The 18,152-nt window shown below is 63.6% G+C and carries 17 protein-coding genes; 4 read left to right on the forward strand and 13 right to left on the reverse strand.

The features are described from left to right. Positions 1-10 precede the first annotated feature (10 nt). From LB553_RS13960 to LB553_RS14015, 12 genes are all read right to left on the reverse strand, one after another. A complete protein-coding gene (locus tag LB553_RS13960) occupies positions 11-1,639 on the reverse strand; it encodes a GMC family oxidoreductase (protein WP_224514015.1) in 1,629 nt (542 codons plus the stop codon). A 6-nt stretch (positions 1,640-1,645) separates the two neighbouring features. Then, positions 1,646-2,407: a 3-ketoacyl-ACP reductase gene (locus LB553_RS13965; RefSeq protein ID WP_224514017.1), complete on the reverse strand. Its 762-nt coding sequence runs from the start codon at positions 2,405-2,407 to the stop codon at positions 1,646-1,648. Next, positions 2,404-3,906, reverse strand: a complete 1,503-nt coding sequence (locus LB553_RS13970; RefSeq protein WP_224514018.1) for an FAD-dependent oxidoreductase — start codon at positions 3,904-3,906, stop codon at positions 2,404-2,406. Before LB553_RS13970 ends, LB553_RS13965 begins: the two co-directional genes overlap by 4 nt. Before the next feature lie 6 nt (positions 3,907-3,912). Then, positions 3,913-5,028, reverse strand: a complete 1,116-nt coding sequence (locus LB553_RS13975) for an ABC transporter ATP-binding protein (protein WP_224514019.1) — start codon at positions 5,026-5,028, stop codon at positions 3,913-3,915. Positions 5,029-5,049: 21 nt separating this feature from the next. Beyond that, positions 5,050-5,994, reverse strand: coding sequence for a carbohydrate ABC transporter permease (locus LB553_RS13980; RefSeq protein ID WP_224514020.1), 945 nt, complete (start codon positions 5,992-5,994; stop codon positions 5,050-5,052). Beyond that, a complete protein-coding gene (locus LB553_RS13985; protein WP_224514021.1) occupies positions 5,991-6,950 on the reverse strand; it encodes a carbohydrate ABC transporter permease in 960 nt (319 codons plus the stop codon). The genes LB553_RS13980 and LB553_RS13985 overlap by 4 nt, the downstream gene beginning before the upstream one ends. Positions 6,951-7,075: 125 nt before the next feature. After that, positions 7,076-8,329: an ABC transporter substrate-binding protein gene (locus LB553_RS13990; RefSeq protein WP_224514022.1), complete on the reverse strand. Its 1,254-nt coding sequence runs from the start codon at positions 8,327-8,329 to the stop codon at positions 7,076-7,078. Positions 8,330-8,387: 58 nt separating this feature from the next. Beyond that, on the reverse strand, positions 8,388-9,899 hold the full coding sequence (locus LB553_RS13995) for an aldehyde dehydrogenase family protein (protein WP_224514045.1): 1,512 nt from the start codon (positions 9,897-9,899) through the stop codon (positions 8,388-8,390). Between the two features lie 10 nt (positions 9,900-9,909). After that, positions 9,910-10,686 carry an enoyl-CoA hydratase/isomerase family protein gene (locus tag LB553_RS14000; RefSeq protein ID WP_224514023.1) on the reverse strand — a complete coding sequence of 259 codons (777 nt, stop codon included), beginning with the start codon at positions 10,684-10,686 and terminating at the stop codon, positions 9,910-9,912. Continuing rightward, on the reverse strand, positions 10,679-12,280 hold the full coding sequence (locus tag LB553_RS14005; protein WP_224514024.1) for an acyl CoA:acetate/3-ketoacid CoA transferase: 1,602 nt from the start codon (positions 12,278-12,280) through the stop codon (positions 10,679-10,681). The genes LB553_RS14000 and LB553_RS14005 overlap by 8 nt, the downstream gene beginning before the upstream one ends. Further along, positions 12,277-13,293, reverse strand: coding sequence for a Gfo/Idh/MocA family protein (locus LB553_RS14010; RefSeq protein ID WP_224514025.1), 1,017 nt, complete (start codon positions 13,291-13,293; stop codon positions 12,277-12,279). Before LB553_RS14010 ends, LB553_RS14005 begins: the two co-directional genes overlap by 4 nt. Further along, positions 13,290-14,333: a LacI family DNA-binding transcriptional regulator gene (locus LB553_RS14015; protein ID WP_224514026.1), complete on the reverse strand. Its 1,044-nt coding sequence runs from the start codon at positions 14,331-14,333 to the stop codon at positions 13,290-13,292. Before LB553_RS14015 ends, LB553_RS14010 begins: the two co-directional genes overlap by 4 nt. Positions 14,334-14,572: 239 nt before the next feature. On the opposite strand from LB553_RS14015, the gene LB553_RS14020 reads away from it, so the two are divergent. Both LB553_RS14020 and LB553_RS14025 read left to right on the forward strand, forming a co-directional pair. Continuing rightward, positions 14,573-15,727, forward strand: coding sequence for a dihydrodipicolinate synthase family protein (locus LB553_RS14020; protein WP_224514028.1), 1,155 nt, complete (start codon positions 14,573-14,575; stop codon positions 15,725-15,727). Positions 15,728-15,738: 11 nt separating this feature from the next. Next, positions 15,739-16,188, forward strand: a complete 450-nt coding sequence (locus tag LB553_RS14025) for a DUF1330 domain-containing protein (protein ID WP_224514030.1) — start codon at positions 15,739-15,741, stop codon at positions 16,186-16,188. Between the two features lie 862 nt (positions 16,189-17,050). Here LB553_RS14025 and LB553_RS14030 read toward each other — a convergent pair. Next, complete coding sequence (locus LB553_RS14030) at positions 17,051-17,332, reverse strand: hypothetical protein (protein ID WP_224514032.1); 282 nt, start codon at positions 17,330-17,332, stop codon at positions 17,051-17,053. A gap of 301 nt (positions 17,333-17,633) precedes the next feature. Here LB553_RS14030 and LB553_RS14035 point away from each other — a divergent pair, with 301 nt between their 5' ends. Then, entirely contained in the window at positions 17,634-17,942 is a 309-nt protein-coding gene (locus LB553_RS14035; protein ID WP_224514033.1) for a hypothetical protein, read from the forward strand. Positions 17,943-17,955: 13 nt separating this feature from the next. Continuing rightward, the gene (locus LB553_RS30545) at positions 17,956-18,081 is read left to right on the forward strand and encodes a hypothetical protein (protein ID WP_263484053.1); all 126 of its coding nucleotides are present in this window, start codon (positions 17,956-17,958) and stop codon (positions 18,079-18,081) included. The last annotated feature ends 71 nt before the right edge of the window (positions 18,082-18,152 follow it).

Raw genomic sequence — 18,152 nt, forward strand, 5'->3', positions numbered from 1 at the left:
CGTTGCCGCCTCATGCCGCTTGGTTGCCCTTGAACACGGCCGGCGGCAGCGGCTCGCGGCCGAGGATCAGGTCGGCGCCTTTTTCACCGACCATGATCGTCGGCGCATTGGTGTTGGAGGAGGGGACGCGCGGCATCACCGAAGCGTCGCAGACGCGCAGGCCTTCGATGCCACGCAGCCTCAAATCCGGCGTCACCACGGCCATCGCATCATGGCCCATGCGGCAGGTGCCGACGGGATGGTGGTCGGTCTTCGAGGAGCGGCAGGCATAGTCGAAGAGATCGGCGTCGCTCTGGAGGTTCGGACCCGGCAGCACCTCGCGCAGCACATAGGGCTGCAGCGCCTTCTGCCGCATGATCTCGCGGGCCAGCCTGAGCCCCTTGATCGACATGTCGCGATCATAAGGGTCCGACCAGTAGTTCGGATCGATCAGCGGATGGTCGGCCGGGTCGGCGCTCTTCAGCCGCACCGTGCCGCGCGAGCGCGGGCGCAGGAAGGCGGAGTTGAGCGTCACGCCCGGGTTCTTCAGCTTCTCGACGCCGGCCTCGATGCCGGAGCCGAGGCCGAGATGGAACTGGATGTCCGGCGAAGCGGCCGTCGGGTCGGCGTACCAAAAGCCGCCGGTCTCGAACAAGCTCGAGGCGACGGGGCCCTTCTTGAGCAGAAGATACTGCAAGCCGGCCCATAGCGTGCGGTGCAGCTTGGCGTAATTGTCATAGGTGTGGTCACCGGTGCATTCGGCGATGACGAACAGGTCGAGATGGTCCTGCATGTTGGAGCCAACGCCGGGCAGGTCATGCAACGGCGTGACGCCGACCGATTTCAGATGGTCGGCCGGGCCGATGCCCGATTGCATGAGGAGCTTGGGCGAGCCGATCGCGCCCGAAGACACGATTACTTCGCGTTCGGCGCGCAGGATAGACTTTTGCCCGCCCGGCCCGTCGACCACCTCGACGCCGACGGCGCGGCCCTTCTCGACGACGACGCGGGTGACGAGCACGTCGGTCCTGACCGTCAGGTTCTTGCGGGCGCCAATCGGCTTCAGATAAGCGACGGAGGCCGATGAGCGCCGCGCATTCTTTTGGGTCAGCTGATAGTAGCCGACGCCCTCCTGGCTCGCGCCATTGAAGTCCGGGTTAAAGGGTATGCCCATTTCCTGGCCGGCGCGGAAATAGGCTTCGCAGATCGGCAGCGGCGAGATCGGGTTCGAAACGCCGAGCGGCCCTTGGTCGCCGTGATAGTCGTTGGCGAAACGCTGGTTGTTTTCGGCGCGCTTGAAATAGGGCAGCACGTTGCGATAGCCCCAGCCGGTCAGCCCCTCTTCCTTCTCCCAGGCGTCGTAGTCGCGGGCATTGCCGCGCGTGTAGATCTGCGCGTTGATCGACGAGCCGCCGCCGACCACCTTGGCCTGCGTGTACCAGAAGACGCGATCCTTCATGTGCTTCTGCGGCACGGTCGACCAGCCCCAGGAGGCGATGCCCTTGGTCATTTTGGCAAAGCCGGCCGGCATGTGGATCAGCGGATGCCAGTCCTTACCGCCGGCCTCCAGAAGCAGGACCGAATTGCCCGGATCCTCGCTCAGCCGGTTGGCGAGAACGCAGCCGGCCGGGCCGGCGCCAACAATGATGTAGTCAGCCATTGTTCCTCACAAGCGTGGCACGGAGAGCGCGCCGTCGACATCGATGACCGATCCTGTCGAAAAGCCGAATTTTCCGGAGGCAAGCGCGGCCACCACGGCGCCGATGTCGCCGGCCTCACCCCAGCGTTTTGCCGGCACCAGGCCTTCCTCGATCAGCGCGTCATATTTGGCGGAAACGCCCGCCGTCATATCAGTGCGGATGATGCCCGGCCGGACCTCGAACACGCCGATATTTTCGGGTGCGAGCCGCAACGCCAAGTTCTTCACCCACATCGAAAGCCCGGCCTTGGAGATGCAGTAGTCGGCGCGTTCCGGCGAAGCCATGGCGGCGCTCACCGAAGTGATGGTGATGATCGATCGGACGGCGTTTGCGGGTGCCGCAAGCATGGCCTTGGCGACGGCCTGGCTGAGGAACACCGTGCCGCGCAGATTGATGTTCAAGGCGCGGTCGAAATTCTGCGGCTTCAGCTCCAACAGATCGCCGCGCACCACGGCGCCGACGCCGGCATTGTTGACCAGGCAGTCGACGCGGCCGAAGGCGTTGATTGCGGCTTCGACCAGCCTCGAATGACCAGCGAGGTCGGCAATGTCACATTGGGCATAGGCGAATTTCGCGCCGCGCGTATTGATGTTTTCGGCAAGTCTAGCCGCAGGCTTCTCAGCGAGATCAGCGATCAGAATGTCGAAACCGGCATCCGCCAGCGCCTCGGCGCAGGCGAGGCCGATGCCGCGTGCGCCGCCGGTGATGATGGCTGCCGGGCGGGTCATGCGGCAAGTTCCGTCTTGCGGATGTGGTCAGCAACGCGCAGCGCCTGCGCCGCGATCGACAGCGCCGGATTGACGGCGGCCGATGTCGGCAGGAAGCCGGCGTCGACAACGAACAGGTTTTGATGGTCCCAGGCGCGGCAGAAAGGATCGAGCGGCGACGTCGCCGGGTCGTTGCCCATCTTCACCGTGCCGCACTGATGCGAGGGGGTGCGCTTGTCGAAGGGCCGCGACAGCACGATCGGATAGCCGCAGGCCCGAAGGTTCTCGCGCATGACCTTGGTCAGGCCATCCAATGACTGCATGTTGGAGCGCCGCCACTGCATGACGATCTCCTTGCCCTCGACCATGATGCGGCTTTCAGGATCGGGCAGGTCCTCGCACATCAGGTACCAGTCGACGGCATGGCCGGCCATGAAGTCGAGCACGAATTTCGGCATCGTCTTCACATTGGCCTTCAGCATGTTGCCGTCGATCTTGCCGAGCAGTTGCACATTGCCGAGCGGCTTGCCGCCTTTGCCGTCGGACAGATAGTAGTCGTTGAGCATCAGCGTCTTCTGGTAGACGCTATCGTTGCGGCGGCGCGGATCGATCGCCAGCATCGCGCTCGAATTGTGGTTCATGAAATTGCGTCCGACCTGGTCGGAGCTGTTGGCGAGGCCTTTGCCCGTCGCGGAGGGCGAGCGCAGCAGGATGGCGGCCGAATTGATCGCGCCGGCCGACAGGATGACGAGCTTCGGCGACAGCGTCTTCTGCGCGCCGTTCTGAGTGTAGTGGATGACCGCGATCGTCTTGCCGTCCGGCGTGGTTTCCAGCCAGTCGACATGCGCGCCGGTCTCAAGCCGGATGTTCTTGTCGGCAAGCGCTGCCGTCAGCGGTCCGGTCTGCGCGTCGATCTTGCCCTGGCCGGTGTTCGGGAAGGCGTCCCAGCCCGTCCTGCCGTCCTTCAGCCAGGCCTCGATGTCGACGCCGAGCGGCAGCGAAGCGGGGTGCAGTCCAAGGCTCTTCAGCTCGGCGCGGGCGCGGGCGATCGCCGGCTCGTCCGGCACCGGCTTGAAGGCATAGGGGATCGAATGGAACGGCTCGGTCGGGTCTTCGCCCAGCGTGCCGCGCACGCGAAAAAGCTGCTCGGCCTTCGAATACCACGGCTCGAATTCGTCATAGGAAAACGGCCAGGCCGGCGACACGCCGCCGAAATGCTCGAGCTCGGAAAAATCCTCCTTGCGATAACGGATCAGGACCGCGCCGAAGAACTTCGAATTGCCGCCGACATAGTAGTAGTTGCCTGGGTTGAAGGCAGCGCCGCCGGCCTCGCGCCACATCTCCTTCGGCCGGTAGTGCTCGTCGATGAAGATGGAGCGCGTCGAGCGCGCATGCGGCGTCGCGGGCAGCGGTTCGCCGCGCTCCAGGATCAGGATCGAGGCGCCGCTGCCGGCCAAGCCGGAGGCGATCGTGGCGCCGCCGATGCCGGAGCCGATGATGACGATATCCGGGTTTGCCATAGCTTTTTAAAGGATGCGCTTCTCGGTCGCCGGGTCGAAGAACACCGCCTTGCTGAGGTTGAAGGCCAAAGGCGTGCTGGTGCCAGGCTGGATATTCGCATCGGCCCTCAGTCGCGCCACCACGCCCTTGCCGCCCAGATTGGTGACGGCGAAAGTGTCCGATCCCGCCGGCTCCACCACCTCGATATGGCAGTCGGCCGTGGCGATGTTCGAAGCGTTGCGTTCCGCACCTTCCGGGTCGGTCAGCGCTTCGGGGCGCACGCCGAAGATCACCGGCTTGTCCTTGAAGGCCGCAAGACCTGAGGGCGCGCCGGACATCGGCAGCACGATCGGCTGGCGCGCCTCGCGGTCCAGCACCACCGACAGCCCGCTGCCATTGGCGTCGATCTTGGCCGGGATCAGGTTCATCGCCGGCGAGCCCATGAAGTCGGCGACGAAGATGTTGGTCGGGTTGTTGTAGATCTCGGCCGGCGTGCCGAACTGCTGCACCTCGCCGTCGCGCATCACGGCGATCTTGGTTGCCAGCGTCATCGCTTCGATCTGGTCATGCGTGACATAGACGATCGTCGTGCCGGTTGTGGCATGCAGGCGCTTGATCTCGATGCGCATGTCGACGCGCAGCTTGGCGTCGAGATTGGAGAGCGGCTCGTCGAAGAGGAAGAGTTTCGGGTCGCGCACCAGCGCCCGGCCCATGGCGACGCGTTGGCGCTGACCGCCGGAAAGCTGACTGGGCTTGCGGTTGAGCAGATGGCCGATCTGCAGGATCTTCGCCACCTTGTCGATCGCCGCCTGGCGTTCCGCCGCCGGCACGCCGCGCATCTCCATGCCGAAGGCGATGTTGCCGGCAACCGTCATGTTGGGGTAGAGCGCGTAGCTCTGAAACACCATGGCGATATCACGCTTCGAAGGATGCAGGTCGTTGATGGCGCGACCGTCGACGCGGATCTCGCCCTCGGTGATCTGCTCCAGCCCGGCGATGGTGTTGAGCAGCGTGGACTTGCCGCAGCCGGAAGGGCCGACAAGCACCAGGAAGCCACCCTTTTCGAGCTCGACATTGATGCCCTTCAGGATCTCGACATTCCCGAAGCGCTTCTTCAGCCCATCAATTTCCAGAAAAGCCATGGTCGTTCCTTCCGAATGTGGTCAGCCCTTGACCGCGCCGGCCATCAGCCCCCGCACGAAATAGCGGCCGGCGACGACATAGACGATCAGGGTGGGGAGCGCGGCAATCATCGCCGCTGCCATGTTGACGTTGTATTCGACCACGCCGGTCGAGGTGTTGACGACATTGTTCAGCGCCACCGTCATCGGCATCACGTCGCCGGAGCCGGCATAGGCGGAGGCGAACAGGAAGTCGTTCCATATGTTGGTGAACTGGTAGATCACCGTCACGACGATGATCGGCAGCGAATTGGGCAGCATGATGCGCCGAAATATCTGGAAGAAGGACGCGCCGTCGACCTGTGCCGCCTTCACCAACTCGGTTGGAAAGGCCTCGTAATAATTGCGGAAGAACAGCGTTGTGAAGCCGAGGCCGTAGACCACATGGACGAAGACCAGGTTCACGGTCGAGTTGCCGAGACCGAAGTTGAACCCGGTTGCGTTCTGCAGGGTGACGCCGAAGCGGCCGAGGCTGCCGAGGATCGTCGCCATCGGCAACAGCACCGACTGGAACGGGATGAAGCAGGCGAACAGCATCATGGCGAAAACCAGCGTGTGGCCGCGGAAGCGCCATTTGGTCAGCACATAGCCGTTGAGCGCGCCGAGCAGCGTCGAGATCAGCACTGCCGGCAGGACCATCTTGATGGAGTTCCAGAAGTAGCCCTTCATGCCGACGCAGGTCAGGCCCGAGCAGACTTCGCTCCACGCCTTTATCCATGGCGCGAAGGTCGGCGCATGCGGCAGCGACAGCATGTTGCCGTTCTGGATCTCGTCCATCGTCTTGAACGAGGTGACCAGCATGACGAAGAGCGGCATCAAATAGAAGATCGCGAACAGCGCGAGCAAGCCGTAGATGACGATGCGGTTGAGCGTCCTGGCGCGGGCGCCGCTTGCGGCCTGGCCGGCGGGTGAAGCGACAGCGCTCATCGCGACTTCTCCCTGAGCTCGGAATAAAGATACGGAACGATGATGGCGGTGATGGTCATCAGCATGATCACCGCGCTGGCCGACCCGACCGCCATCTCGTTGCGCTTGAAGGTGAACTCATACATGAAGTTGGAGGGTAGCCAGGCCGAGCCGCCGGGCCCGCCGCTGGTCAGCGCCACGACCAAGTCATAGGACTTGATGGCGAGGTGCGCGAGCACGATGAAGGCCGACAGGAAGACGGGCCTGAGCAGCGGGATGACGATGCGGCGGTAGAGCTGGAATGTGGAAGCGCCGTCGATCTGCGCCGCCTTCATGATCTCACCGTCGATGCCGCGAAGGCCGGCCAGGAACATCGCCATGATGAAGCCGGAAGCCTGCCAGACGCCGGCGATGACCACCGTGTAGATGACGAAATCCTTATTCTTGATCCAGTCGAAATGGAAGCTCGTCCAGCCCCATTGATGCAGTGTCTGCTCCAGCCCGAGGCCGGGATCCAGGAACCATTTCCAGGCGACGCCGGTGACGATGAAGGAGAGCGCCATCGGGTAGAGATAGATCGGCCGCAGCACGCCTTCGCCGCGGATCTTCTGGTCGAGCAGGATGGCCAGGAACAGGCCGAGCGCCAGACAGATCAGGATATAGAGGAAGCCGAAAATGCCCATATTGGTGATCGAGGTGTACCAGCTCGAAGGCGGGTCGCTCTCGAAGGTCCAGCGCCATAGCCGCTGATAGGCCCGGGCGCCGGTTATGTCGTAGGACGGGAAGGTCTTGGAATTGGTGAAGGACAGGTAGATCGTCCACAGGATGAAGCCATAGACGAAGACGATCGTCGCCGCGAAGCTTGGCGCCAACACGATCTTCGGCAACAGATCCTGCAGCCACGAACGGACCGTCGCGCCGGGACGAGCGTCGTGCTCCGGTGTCAGCTTGATCTGGGTTTCGGCAACTGTGCTCATCGGCTCATCCAGTACTGGTTGGTCGGAACCCACCCGGCGCGAAAAAGCGCCAGGGTCTGTCCCGCACCTTTTGTCGACAGGAGACCTCCCCCGCCGTAGCGGGGGAGAGTTGCTTCGAGCGAACCTTACTTGGCGTCGTCGATCGCCTTGACCAGCTCGGTCACGGCCTCGTCGGAGGTCTTGATCTGGCCATGGACGAATTTCGACACGACATCCTTGTAGGCGTTGGCGACGGCCGGCGGGGCGCCGTAGCCCTGGGCCAGCGAGCCGAACAGCGTGCCGCCCTCATTAGCCTTCTTCAGGTCGGCGATGCCCTTCTTGCCGCAAGCATCGAAGTCGGTGTCCGGCACGTCGGTGCGGGCCGGGACAGAACCCTTCACCACGTTGAAGGCCGACTGGAAGCTCTTCGACAAAGTGGCGGTGGCCAGAGCGATCTGGGCAGCCTTGCGGTCTTCCGGAACGTTGAACATGCCGAACATGTCGGAGTTGTAGATCACCGAGCCGTCTGTGCCCGGGAAGCGATAGCAAAGGAAGTCTGTGCCCGGGGTCTTGTTGGCTGCGTGGAACTCGCCCTTGGCCCAGTCGCCCATGACCTGAACCAGCGCATCGCCCTTGATGACCATGGCGGTGGCGAGGTTCCAGTCGCGGCCCGAGAAGTTCGGGTCGACATATTTGACGAGCTTGGCGAGGTTGTCGAACGACTTCTTCATCGTGTCGGACTTGAGCGACTCCTCATCGAGGTCGTTCATCGCTTTCTTGTAGAACTCCGGCCCGCCGGTCGACAGCACGACAGAGTCGAACATGGTCGCCTCCTGCCAGTTCTGGCCGCCGAGCGCGAGCGGGATGACGCCCGCGGCCTTGGCCTTGTCGAGCAATGCCACGAAGTCGTCGAAGGTCTTCGGCTCGGTGCCGCCGATCTTGTCCATCACCGCCTTGTTGATCCACAGCCAGTTGACGGAGTGGACGTTGACCGGAGCGGCAACCCACTTGCCGTCATAGACGGAGAACTTCTGCAGGGCAGCCGGAACCGACTTGTCCCAACCTTCCTTCTTGGCGGTCTCGGTGAGATCGCCCATGACGCCGGCGGCGGCATAGTCGAGCACGGTGTAGCCCAGCATCTGCGAGGCGGTCGGGTAGTTGCCGGCCGCGACCATCGCCTTCAGCGCGGTCATGGCGGCGTCGCCGCCGCCGCCGGCCACCGGCACGTCCTTCCAGGCATAGCCTTCCTTGGCCAGATCCTGCTTCAGCACGTTCAGAGCAGCCGCTTCGCCGCCCGACGTCCACCAATGCAGCATCTGGACTTCCTTGACGTCCGCGGCATGCGCCGAGAACGCAAAGCTCGTCGCAAGAGCCGTTCCGATAAGCAGTTTGCGCAACATGTACTACCTCCCTTGTTGCATGCACATGACCGGCGGGTGTCCGCCGGAGCCTCCCAACTCAGCCGACCCACCAACCGGTGCGCTGGCCGCGATGAAACTGAATAGTCTTTTCCTCGGTATAATCCTCGACGGCGCGTTTGCCGAGTTCGCGTCCGAGACCGGACTGCTTGTAGCCCCCGAAAGGCAGCTCGGGGTAACCTTCCATGAACGTGTTCACCCAAACCGTCCCCGAACGCACACCGCGCGCCACCGACATGCACGTGTCCATGTCGGCGCTCCATACCCCTGCAGACAGACCATAGGGCGTGTTGTTGGCAATGTGCAATGCCTTTTCAATCGTTTCAAAAGTGAGCACGGACAGCACCGGTCCGAACACTTCCTCGCGTGCAATCGCCATATCCTCCGTGACGTTACGGATGATGGTCGGATCGAGATATTGGCCGGCATTGGATGCAAGCCGTGCACCGCCGGTGAAAACGCTGCCGCCATCGGTTTTCGCCGCCGTTACATAGCCGACTACCTTTTCAATATGGTCGGCCGAGATCATCGCGCCGACCTTGGTGCGGTCGTCGAGCGGATCGCCGACGCGGACCTTCTGGGACAGCGCCTTCACCATATTGAGGAAGTCGTCGGCGATCGCCTCATGCACGATCAGGCGGCTGCCGGCATTGCAGCATTCGCCGGCGTTGAAGAAGCCGCCGAACACCGCGGCATCCGCAGCGGCCTCGAGGTCGGCGTCGGGGAAGACGATCTGGCCGTTCTTGCCGCCGAGTTCCATCGAGACCTTCTTCAAGGAATCGGAAGCGGCTGCCATGGTTGTCTTGCCGACACGGGTCGAGCCGGTGAAGGAGACCATCTCGACCAGCGGATGCACGACCATCGGCGCGCCGACATCGGCGCCGTAGCCTGCGAGAATGTTGACGACGCCGGCCGGCAATCCGGCTTCGAGCAGGATGTCGCCGAGCACGAAAGTGGAAGCGGACGTCATCTCGCTTGGCTTCACCACCGCCGTGCAGCCGGCGGCGAGCGCGAAAGGCAGTTTCTGGCTGACGATCAGGAAGGGAAAATTCCAGGGCGTGATGATCGAGACGACGCCGATCGGCTCGCGCAGCACCACGCCCAGCATGGAATCGCCGAGATTGGCATAGCTTTCGCCATGCAGCGTGCGGGCAAGCGAAGCGGCATAGCGCCAGATGTCGATCGCGCCGCCGATCTCGCCGCGCGCCTGGGCGATCGGCTTGCCGGATTCCAGCGCGTCGAGGCGGGCGATCTCCTCCAGCCGGGCCTCGATCAGGTCGGCAGTCTTCAGCAGAACCGCCGCGCGTTCCGACGCCTTCATGCGCGGCCATGGGCCGGTCTCGAAAGCCCTGTGCGCGGCCTGCACCGCCGTCTCGACTTCCGCTGCGCCCGCTTGCGCATAGCGGGACACGACAAAACCGTGGCCAGGGCTGGCGCGTTCGATGCTGCGGCCGTCGCGGGCATCGATATGCCTGCCGTCGATCAGCAGCTTATAGGCCTTTGGCGCCTCAGACGCCTCGGCCGGCATGGCAATGTTGAGCGGTGCGTTCATCATCTCTTCTCTAGGATCTCGAAAAGGCCGGCTTTTGCTTGGCCTTGAAGGCGTCGACGCCCGCTTTGAGGTCGGCCGTCAGCGCAATGAAGCCGCTGGCCAGCGCCTCGGTCGCGGCGGCATCTTCCTCGCCCTCGGCGATGCCGATCATCAGCTTGGCGGCCTCGGTAGCCAGCGGGCCGCGCTCGGCGATCTTTTTTCCCCAGACTTCCGCTTCGTCGAAAGCCTTGCCGGTCTCGACGACGCGGTCGACGACGCCGTGCGCCAGCGCATCGGTTGCCAGGAAAATCTCGCCGCCAATCGCCATCCGACGCACAATCTGTGCGCCGAAGCGGCGTACCGCGCGCTGCGTGCCCGACCAACCGGGAACGACGCCGATGGACGTTTCGGGAAAGCCGAGCTTCACCTGCGTTTCGGCGACGCGGAAATCGCAGGCCGCGGCCAGTTCCAGCCCGCCTCCCAGCGCATGACCGGAGAGCACAGCGATGGTCGGCTGCCTGAGCCGCGCCAGCCGGTCGAAGACACGGTGGCCGTAACGCACCCATTGCACCTGGAAGTCGGCGGCGCTCATGGCACCCCAGGCCTCGACATCGCCGCCGGCGCAAAAGCCTTTGCCTTCGCCGCGGATCAGCACGGCGCGAACGCCCTCGGCCAGTTCGGCTTCGTCAAGCGCCGCCTCAAGCGCGTGCAGCATCGGGATGTCGAGCGCGTTGAACTTTTCCGGCCGGCGCAGCGTGACGATGCCGATGGCTCCGTCCTTTTCGAAGGTGACGAGACCCTCAGCCATGCGCGCCTCCGAGCGAAACGCCGCCATTGAGCGACAGGCCGATCGGCCGGTCCTGATAGAGCGCCGCAGGCGTGACCTTGAGGTCGTTGGCGACAGCGAGCGGGATCTCGGCCTGCGCCAGCACATCGCGCTCGAGATCGATGCCGGGCGCCAGCTCCGTCACCATCAGCCCGTCCGGCGTCAGCTTCATCACGCAGCGCTCGGTGACATAGGTGATGTCCTGGCCTTGCGCGACGGCGCGTTTTCCCGAGAAGGAGATGTGCTCGACCTCCTGGACCACCTTCTTGACCTTGCCTTCCTGGTCGATGCGGATGGCGCCATCCGCCAGCGAGAGTTTTGCGCCGGCATTGAAGAAGCCGGAAAAGACGATCTTCCTCGCCCGCGCCGTGATGTCGACGAAGCCGCCGGCGCCGGCGGTCACATGCGGTCGCGCCGAGAGCTTCGAGACATTGACCGAGCCATGCCGGTCGATCTGCAGGAAGGAGAGCAGCGAGGCGTCGAAGCCGCCGGCCTGGAAATAGATGAACTGGTGCGGCGACGGCATGATCGCCTCGGCGTTCGAGGCGCAGCCGAACTTGAAATCGAGCAGCGGCACGCCGCCGACCGCGCCCTGCTCGATCACCCAGGTGACCTTGCCGTGCTGGCCTTCCTCGAGAAGGATGCGCGGCACGTTGGCCGAGATGCCGAAGCCGATGTTGACGGCCATGCCGTCGCGCAATTCCATGGCGACGCGGCGCGCGATGACCTTCTGGATGTTCATCTCCGGCGTGCGGAAGGTCGACAGCGGCCGGAAGATCTCGCCGGAGATCGCCGGGTCGTAAGGGGTCTGCGTCGTCTGCAACTGGTCGGGCGCCACCACGATATGGTCGACCAGCACGCCCGGCACACGCACGTCATGCGGCTTCAACGTGCCGTTCTCGACGATGCGCTTGACCTGCGCAATGACGATGCCGCCATTGTTGCGGGCTGCCAGCGCCTGCTCCAGCCCGCCGAGATAGGCGCCTTCATGCTCATAGGTGAGGTTGCCGCGCTCGTCGGCCGTGGTGGCGCGAATGATCGAGATGTTGGGCACGATGGCGCGGAAATAGAGCCACTCCTCGCCGTCGAACTGCTCAACCGAGACGATCGGCTCGCCGGCCGCCGCATTCATGGCGCAGCCCTGGTGACGCGGATCGGCAAAGGTATCGAGGCCGACCTTGGTCAGCACGCCCGGCCGCTTGGCGGCCGCCTCGCGATGCATGTCGAACAGGATGCCCGACGGCACGTTGTAGGCGGCGACCGAATCGTCGCCGATCATCTTCCAGATCTGCGGCGGCTCGGCGGAGGAAGGGCCGGACGGATAGGAGCCGCAGAGCGTGCGCTTCAGCAGGCCGGGCTTGGCGAGATGGTCGATGCCCTTGATGCCGTACATGTCGCCGGCGGCGATCGGGTGCAGCGTGGTGATCGCCTGCGGATGGCCTTCCGCGTCGAAACGCTCGCCGATCGCGGCAAGCACGGCGTCCGGGCAGCCGAGGCCGCTCGACGACGACACCGAGACGACCATGCCGTCGTTGATCAGGCTGGCGGCATAGGCGGCCGAGACGAGCTTGCTCACGCGAGGCCCCCAAGTTGCGGGTCGATAGCGACGGCCTTGCCGGTGTTCGACGACTGCAGTGCTGCTTCGGCCGACGCCAGCGACCAGACGCCGTCCTCGCCGGTGGCGGCAGGCTGGCCTTCGCCGCGGATCGCGGCATGGAAGTGGCGCAGCGAGCGGGTGTAGAGGTCCTCGCGGTCGAAGCTCAGCTCTTCCTCGCCATTCGCGGTGCGCAGCAGCACCGATCCGACCGGCTTCTGCGTCATCACATTCGTGGCGATCAGCGAGCCTTCCGAGCCATGCACCTCGAAGCCGGTGCCGGCGAATTTGGTGGTGAAGCCCTCATGCGACTGCGCGATGACGCCGGACTTGAAGCGCCAGATGCACATGGCGCCGTCCTCCAGGCCGCCGGCTGCCATCCCGGCCGACTGCGTGAAGGCGGAGATCTCGACCGGGTCGTCGCCGAGCACGAAGCGCAGCGTGTCGGCATCGTGCACGGTGATGTCGAGCACCACGCCGCCGCCGGCTTCGAGCTTGGTTATGCGCCAACCCTGCAGGTTTTCCGGCAAATAGACGGAGTGGAAGACGCGCGCCGCGATCGGCTTGCCGATGCTGCCGGCGGCGATCGCCTCCCGCATGGCGCGGTGCGCGCCGGCATTGCGCAAGTGGTGGTTGGTGCCGAACACGATGCCGGCGGCTTTCGCGGCGACAACCATCTCACGCGCATCGGCGCTGGTCAGCGCCAACGGCTTCTCGCACAGCACATGCTTGCCGGCCTTGATGGCGGCCAGGCCCTGCTCGAGGTGCAATTCGTTGGTGGTCGAGATGTAGACGGCGTCGATGTCCGAGTTGAGCAGCGCGTCGAGAGACGAGACGGCGCGTGCGATGCCGTTTTCCCTCGCATAGGTCTCGGCCCGTTCCGGGCTGGAGCTCATCACGGCGGCGACCTCGCCATCGGCCTGCGCGCGGATGGCATCGATCATGAACTGTCTGGCGATCGTGCTGGCGCCGATCAGTCCCCATCGCACGCTCACGCCGCGTCTCCCACTTGGCTGTTGCGGTCCGGGCCGCTGCTTTCCCGCACGACCAGGCTGACGGCACCGATATGGTTCTCGGCGCGCGTGGTGCGCGACTGGATCATCTTCAGCATGACGTGCGCCGCGCGCTCGCCGAGGCCCGCGGTGTCGACGGCGACGCTGGTCAGCGCCGGGCTGTAGTGCTCGGCCTCGGCGACGTCGTCGAAGCCGACGACGGCAAAGTCTGCGCCCGCCTCGAGACCGCGTTTGCGCAATGCCAACATGACGCCGAAGGCTACCGCATCGTTGAAGCACAGCGCTGCGGTCGGCGGCTGCGGCACGACAAGCGCCGTCTCCAGGCAGGCCATGCCGCCCTTGCGGCTGGTCTCGCCCTCGACGATCAGCCGGTCGGAATTCGGGATGCCGAGCGTTTCGCAGGCTTCGAGGAAGCCCCCCAGGCGCTCCTGATAAACAACGAGATCGGATGAACCGCCGAAGAAGGCCAGGCGGCGATGGCCCCTGCGGATCAGATGTTCGGCGGCAAGCACCGAGCCGCGATGATTGTCCGGCGCGATCACCGGAATGCGGCTGTCCGGCAGCCTGCGCATGGTGAAGACGATCGGGACGCCGGCCGTCTCGATGCGGCGGAAGGTACCGGGCGTGGTGCCGCGCGCCGGCGAGACGATCAGGCCGGCGACGCCCTGTTCCATCAGCGACTTCAGCACCTCTTCCTGACGTACCGGGTTTTCCGCCGTATTGGCGATGAAGGGGACGACGCCCGCCGCCTGGAAGACGCGCTCCATGCCGACCGCCAACTCGGCGAAAAAGGGGTTGGTGAGATCGTTGATCACCATGCCGATGACGTTGGAATGGGCCTTGCGCAGATTGGCGGCGCCGCGGTTGTAGACATAGCCGACATCCTCGATCGCCTTGCGCACCTTGACCGCGGTTTCAGGCCGGATCAACCCGCTGCCCTGCAGCACGAGCGACACCGTCGATTTGGACACGCCGGCCTCGCGAGCGATGTCCAGGATCGTCGCCTTGGCCCGGCTGGCCATCCTCGTCATGTCCTCCAAGTTTCGAGAAAATCTATTGGAACGTTCTAATCATCGATCCAAATCCGAGTCAATCACGATTCCGCTGAGATTTGAAAAATCGATTGGAGCGGTTCAAAACGTCAATGAATGTAAGGGCTATTCCAAAGGAGACACAATGTCTTTCGGCTTGGATGCCGTGAATCATAAAGGGTCTTGATCTATTGGAACGTTCCATTTATAGCGACCGCACGGGAGAGTTCATGGACATCATCTTGCCTGCCGCAAATGGCGACCGGGTCAGCTACCGGCTTGTCGGCAAACCGGTCGAACCGATCGAGGGCGCACGCTTTTCGCGCATCGCCTATGCCGCCGCCCATGTCGTTGCCGATCCCATCGCCATGACCAATCCGTGGTCCCGGCCGGCGGTCGACTGGGATAGGACGATGGCGTTCCGCCATCATCTGTGGCGGCTCGGCTTTCGCATCGCCGAGGCCATGGATACCTCCCAGCGCGGGATGGGCTTCGACTGGGCGAACGCCAAGGAATTGATCCGCCGCTCGATCGCCGAGGCTAAAACGGTGCCGGGCGCCGATCTCGCATCCGGGGCGGGGACCGATCACCTGGCGCCGGCGGCAACCAAGACGCTCGATGAGGTCATCCGCGCCTATGAAGAACAATTCGCCTTCATCGAAGGCGAGGGCGGCAAGGCGATCATGATGGCGAGCCGCGCGCTGGCGGCGGTGGCAAAAGGGCCGGACGATTATGCCGGCGTCTATAACCGGATGCTCTCCCAGGCGTCAGGCAAGGTCATCCTGCACTGGCTGGGCGACATGTTCGATCCGGCGCTCAAGAATTATTGGGGCAGCGACGATTTCGATACCGCGCTCGACACGGTCGTCGCCATCATCGAACGGCATGCGGGCAAGGTCGAGGGCATCAAGATATCTTTGCTCGACGCGGAGAAGGAAGTGCTGCTGCGCGACCGGCTGCCAGACGGCGTCGTGATGTTCACCGGCGACGATTTCAATTATCCGGAGCTGATCGCAGGGGACGGCAAGAGGCATTCGCACGCGCTGCTCGGCATCTTCGACGCCATCGCCCCGGTCGCCAACGCCGCGCTGGCGAAATTGGCGGCGGGCGATACGGCCGGTTACGACGCGCTGATGGCGCCGACCGTGCCGCTGTCGCGCAAGATCTTCGAAGCGCCGACAGAATACTACAAGGCGGGCATCGTCTTCATGGCCTGGCTGAACGGGCATCAGGACCATTTCACGATGGTCGGCGGCATGCAGTCGGCGCGCGGCATATGCCACTACGCGGACGTCTTCCGCCTCTCCGACCAGGCCGGTCTGCTGGCCGACCCCGAGCTTGCTACCGCCAGGATGAAGGCACTGCTGGCAACGGCGGGCGTCTGAGCCGATCCCCCGTGAGGGGATTTGCGTTCCGCCGGCAGGTCATATTCGCTTGTCAAATTCAGGATGAGCGCGGCAATGCGGCGATCGCGGCGGCTGCCAAGATCGGCGATCGGTCCGAACGAGACGCGTTCAATCGGCGAGTTCGTGGTGTAGGCCGGCAATCATCAGGGAGAGCGCTTCAGCGTGACGTTGGAACCGAGATTTCGGACCAGGAGGCGCAGGCCGAATATAGCCGCCTCTGGAAGCCGATCGGCGAAAAAATACCAGGCACGAACCAACACGACAAAGCAGTCGCCTCTGCTCGTCGAGGCGCGCGAGGCCAAGCGCATGGTCCTTGTGGAGTTTCGTCGCTGGAGATCGCTAAGGCCTGTTACGCGGACCCGGCTTATGAGCAAGCCATGCGCTTCGCGCTCAAGGCGTCGAATCGCGTGCTCGTGATGTTCGAAGGGGATCTCGGATAGTCAGCGCGCGTAGCGCCGCTCCGGGGAGGCGCTGGCGCCCTTCGTTGCCGACAAGGCGCCCAGGCCGAATTAGCTGGCCGGACATACGATACCCGGCCTGCGGGAAGTCGGGGGACTAGGGCAGACAGGCCGGGTCCTTACCCCGTTTGCTGTGCGGGGCAGGCGAATATTATGCGCCAATTGGCGGGTTTCTGCATCAACGATTTTAGTGACAGCTAATGAAATTAGGCCGCGCAACAAAAATCCCGCCGGCAGAGGCCTACGGGCTGTTCAGTGATGGGTATTCATCGCAGCACGCACGTGCACTTTCACAAATATCAAGACGCCGCCTGCTCACGTCGCCGCTGGGCGCGACCAGTGGCTGACCCTGCGGGTGCAATGTTCCTAAGCCGGTTGCTCGGGGTCCCAGTGGCGGAGATTGGCCAAGTTATTGGAAGGATGGTGGGCGTAACAAGGTAGCGCAATTCGCTTCCCCGGAGGGGCACCACGGCCACCACCCGCCCGTTCACCATCGCCGCGGACGTACCTTGAACCTATCGATCCCGTCTCAACCTACATCGCCGCGATCGACCCCGTGATGTTCACCATCGCAGTCTGGCGCTACCGGCAGCGCGATTATGATCGGGATGGCAGCAAGCGCTCTTATGGCCGTGCTGCTCGTGCCGCGTGAGTTCAGACGAGCCCTGTGAGCAACATTACGCAAGCCGCGTGCCCGGCCACGAAACCAGTGGAAAGGCATAGAAATCTATATCAATGCGTGCATGCTAATTTAGCTTTCTCTTTGGCCGACTCATTCCTGCCGAGTCGGTTAGGCCCGGCAGTTCAACCCACGCAAACCCCAACGCGGAACTGTCGGGCCGCTCTACGGGGAAGGCGTCCAGCCCTTGCGCTGCTCCGGCGTTAGAGCGTGATTAATGAACTGAACGTTCCGGTCCTCCCGGCCGGCGGCTCGGCACTCGTGGCAGTAGATCACTTTGGTCAAGCCCCAGTGCATGCAGGAGTGATCCGGGCCAAGCCGTTTGACCAGTTCGGCGACGTCGAGCAGCGCAGTCCGCCTGCATGTGAGGCAATAGACGGACAGGCCAGTGCCGGCCGCCAGCTTCTTGCCAAGCGTATCTTCAACGAACGGGTATTTATTCGACATTGGCGATCCTCGTGACCGGGGTCGCCGCACCACTCGGAATATATTCCTCTGCGCCGACTGATCGGCAAGAGTGCAGGCCCAAAAAAACCCGCTGTGGAAAACCACAGCGGGCTCTTTGCCGGGCCTCCCAGGGAACCGCATTCCAGTGTGGGCCTGTTTGCGATAACACCCCACCCGACGCGCGACGCGCCGGGAAGGGAGGCAGCCCGAGCGCGCCGTCTGCTTCATCAACTTCACGCCTGATCCGATGTTCCATTAGCAGATGCTTGACTAAGCCGCTTCCCGCTCCAGACTCATCCCGATGGCGAAGGGCTCTTTCAACATTGGCGATGAAGTCGCCATCACAGCCACGGTGCGCAGGCGGGTGACAAAAGATTGGGTAAGCGTCTCTATCCCGTCCTACAATCAGCCGCATTCCATTGTGAACCGGACATCGAAGGTCAAGCATGGCCAGCCGATCGAGCTTCGAGGCGACGTGACCCGGGTCGATGGAGACAAAGTGACGGTCAATCTCGGTGTTCCGGTCACCGTCGACATCGCAACGGTCAAACTCGTGACAGCTTATGTGCCGCCCAAGAGAAAGACGCCGCTGGTCGACAAAGCAACCTAGGCCCCTGGGGACGTTGGTTCGTGACGCCGGAATCGGCGACACGCCGCTGATCTTGCGCGAAGCCTGCGAAGTCTTCTTCACGCTCGGCAAGGTGTACGGGCATCATCACGATTTCCAGAAGAACGCTGCGGAGGTCTAGACGTCATGTTCCGAGGCGGAGATCGGTGGCCCGCCCTTTCGTGCGATTAAAAGACGAGGGTTGCTCGGATG

It is taken from the genome of Mesorhizobium sp. CA8 (assembly GCF_020164955.1).
In the GTDB taxonomy this organism is placed as follows: Bacteria; Pseudomonadota; Alphaproteobacteria; order Rhizobiales; family Rhizobiaceae; genus Mesorhizobium.